Source organism: Actinoplanes sp. NPDC023936, assembly GCF_040639325.1.
Taxonomy (GTDB): Bacteria; Actinomycetota; Actinomycetes; order Mycobacteriales; family Micromonosporaceae; genus Actinoplanes.
On record NZ_JBEZZR010000088.1, the window covers coordinates 1 to 3,679 of the forward strand.

The following is a 3,679-nucleotide window of genomic DNA, read 5'->3' on the forward strand; positions in this document are numbered from 1 at the left end:
CCAAGCCCAACTCCTCGCCCTACTCAACATCGATCCCACCCGACCACGATGGCTATAACGGCAGTCCACAACCATGTGCGAAGTCCACGTCTAGCGTCGGCTGACCCTGTGCTGATTCCGCGCGGTAAACGAGCCCGAACGCATGGGTGACGTCTGTCACCGGGCCGAGGTGCTCGACAGCGGATAGTGACCGAGGTGCCTGTGGGCTTCCTGTGAGTATCGAGGCAGGTCGCGATGCTTCGAGATCCGCTCTGTCTCTCTTGGGCGGCACGTGCAGCCGCTTGCTCTCTGTGGCTGTGTAAAGCCGAGGCGCTATTCGGGATCCTTCCCTCCTGATGATCTTGAGGTTTACAGTCCTCCACCAACTACGTGATGGTTGCGGGGGGATTAGCGGTGGGCAGCATCGGTGTGTTGTTTTGCCGGCGACCGGCCGAACGCCGCCGTGCGATGTCCTGACGTGCGCATTGCGCGTCTCCGGCCGCACCGCGTCCCGTAGGTCAAATCCTTCGCGAGCGAGCCCGGCCACCGCGGACTTCTGTCACCACAAGTTTGTCAGCTAGTGGACCCGGCGTGCTCGCAGCATCGTCGTCGAATCTTGGGGAGAGAGTGTCTTCACCGCCTGCGAAGCGGACCAGAGGTGTCCGTAATATGCGCAAACGCACCGCGATCGGGACAGTGCTGTTGAGCGCGGCAACGGTTGTCCTAGTGGCACCGATCCAGACTGCTTCCGCCGATCCGCTGGGACCCGCGCCTGAGACGGCGCCCACGGAGGGTGCCGCAGTTGCGGCCGCCGAGAAGTACGGTGAACGCGTTGAAGCGCTGTCTGAGCGCACCGAGTTCAGCCAGGTTTTTGCTGAACCGACTGGAGAGCTTCGTTACGAGGCCGCTGCGGTGCCGCAGTTCGTGCACCGGGCTGACGGATCCTGGGACGACATCGACACGAATCTCAAGTCTGGTGCTGACGGCCAGTTGCGTCCGGTGGCGACCCTGGCGGACGTCCGGTTCTCCGATGGCGGTGATGAGCCCCTGGTGAAGCTGGTCCGTGACGGCGAGACCATGACCATGTCGTGGCCGCTGGGTGAGCTGCCGGAGCCGTCGGTGGCGGGGGACTCGGCGACCTATGCCGAGGTACTGCCGGATGTGGACCTTGTAGTGCGGGCGACCCGTACCGGCTTCACGCACGTAGTGGTGGTCAAGTCCGCTGACGCTGCGGCCAACCCCAAAATCCGGGAGCTTCGGTTCGATCTCGGTGGGGACGCGAAGGTCACGACCTTGCCCAACGGCTCGTTGCGAGCAGCTACGGACACCACGATCCTGGCGGTAGCAGAAGTACCGCAGATGTGGGACTCCCGGCAACCGGGTCAAGCGACGCTGGCGGCGCGCAGCGCCCAGGAGGCGCCGCTGGACACTCACAGCAACGTCCCTGAATCCACCCATGAGGCTCCTGGCGACGCTGCCCAGATCGCGCCGCTAGAGACGGAGATCGACGGCAAGGGCGATCTGATCCTACGGCCGGACGAGCGGCTACTCGGCGAGGATGCCACGTTCCCGGTCTTCATCGACCCGCCGTGGGACACCGCCAAGAAGCGGTGGGCCTACGCGACGAACAACAACAGCAACAACACCGACACGTCGGTGGCTCGGGTCGGCGCGGATCCGGAGAGCGGAAAGATCTATCGGTCGTTCTTCGAGTTCCCGACCACGGCCATCGCCGGCAAGTACGTCCGGTCGGCGTACGTGCAGATGAAGCTGGACCACTCGTACTCGTGTGACCCGTCGTGGACGCACCTGTACCACTCCGGTGTGCTCACCACGCCGCGTACGAGCTGGAGCACGCGGCTGATCACGCATCTCGCGTCGGCGGAGTCGAACGCGAACGAGGGTGCCGGTTGCAGCGATTCGCCGCAGCCGGACCAGACCATCAACTTCATCAACGACAACACGATCAGCCCGCTGGTGCGCAATGCGGCGGCGAAGAAGTACAGCACTATCACGTTCGGATTCAGTGCCGGAAACGCCAGCGGCGAGTACGAATCCTCCGTGAGCCGATGGAAGAAGTGGTTCCCCGAGAAGGCGCGGCTGATCACCAATGTCGACGCCTACCCCGGCACTCCGACGGGGCTACAGGTCAGTGGCATCTACTGTTCGACGAACTCGGCGACTCCCGCGACCATTGGAACCCTGACGCCGCAGTTCTCGGCCGTCATGCCCGACGCTGACGGCGACGACGGGGACAACGAGCAGGCCATTCGCGCCACCTGGTCGTTCAAGCGGGTCAACGCTGACGGGACGAGAACCACGCTGACTGCCCCTACATCCGGCCCGGTGCCGGCGAACACCCGCACGACCACTGGGGCGGTCTCCACTCTCGTTGCTGGGACGACCTATGTGATCACTGTCATGGGGACGGACCCGGCTCCCTATAACCTGGAGAGCCCGTGGGCGCCCGACTGCTACTTCAAGGTCGACAACACGGTTCCCAAAGACGTGACGATCACTCAACTGGTCGCTCCGACCGGGGCGGGCACGACAGCGAAGTACCGCTTCTCGTCTACCTCCTCCGACGTGGCGACGTTCCGCTATGGCTGGGAGGAAGCCCGGAAGTGGACTGTCGCCGCAGTGACCAAGGACGGGCTGCGGACCGCGGACGTCGAGGTCACGGTGCCGGCCTACGGCTTGAACGTGCTCTACCTCTATGCCATCGACAACACCCAGAACAAGGCGTCGAAGAACGCGGACGTCAACGTTCCGAGGCCACGTGACGCGGTAGCGCGCTGGGCGTTAGAGACCTCGCCGAGCGTTGATCGGGTAGAGGCTCTTAGCGACCGGCAGACGGCCCTGGGCACTCCTGCGGTCTCCACCCTCACCGCGACGGGTGTGACCTGGACCGGCAAGGGCCATGTCATCGGCGCCGAGAATGTCACCCTCGCCGGCGCGGGTGTACTCAAAGCGGCGAAGTTGCTCGACACCACCAAGAGTTTCTCGGCGGCCGCCTGGGTGAAGCTCGACAGCCTGGACACCCACCAGAACGTGATTTCGCAAGACGGTGCGAACACGTCGAACTTCCAGCTGATGTACCGGTACGAGGACCGCACCGGGGACGGCGTCAAGGACAAGTCGTGGTGCTTCGGGTTCCGGCCGAGCGACACCACCAGCCAGGCCTGGATTCCGTCCTGCGTCGTCAACACGGTGGTCGCCGACCGATGGACTCACATCGCCGGCACCTACGACGCCACTACCAAGACGGTCGCTGTTTGGGTCAATGGCGTTCGTGGGCCTGAGGTCGCGGTCGCGACCGCGTGGGCGTCCAACGGCGCGTACCTGCGGATCGGCAACAGCAAGTACACCAGCACCACCGACACCGACTGGCTGCGTGGCAGCGTCGTCGATGCACAGGTCTTTGACCGGGTGCTGGTCCAAGGAGACTTCGTCGGCAAGCTGGACAGTGACTTCACCGACACCGCGTATGCCGAACCGGGGATCCTGGAGGCGACACGGGTAGCCAAGTGGGGTGCCGAAAAGGCAGTGGCGTGCATCGAAGGCCCTACCACCTTGCGCAACTGTGTCGACATTGATGCTGGCTCCGGAACCTGTCAAGTCAACTGAGACAGTTTGTTGATTTTGTTTAGCTTTCTGCTGCTGGCTGCATGGTCACCGGCGGGTCGGTGGACTGGTCCGC

General features: G+C 63.9%; 1 protein-coding gene. It reads left to right on the forward strand.

Translation table 11 applies throughout. The annotated features are described in order from the left end of the window. Nucleotides 1-648 precede the first annotated feature (648 nt). A complete protein-coding gene (locus AB0F72_RS42065) occupies nucleotides 649-3,606 on the forward strand; it encodes a LamG domain-containing protein (protein WP_360444920.1) in 2,958 nt (985 codons plus the stop codon). The last annotated feature ends 73 nt before the right edge of the window (nucleotides 3,607-3,679 follow it).

What these genes read in the sequence shown, in the direction of transcription:
- AB0F72_RS42065 (WP_360444920.1), top strand. Translation starts at nt 649, where the DNA reads ATGCGCAAACGCACCGCGATCGGGACAGTGCTGTTGAGCGCGGCAACG.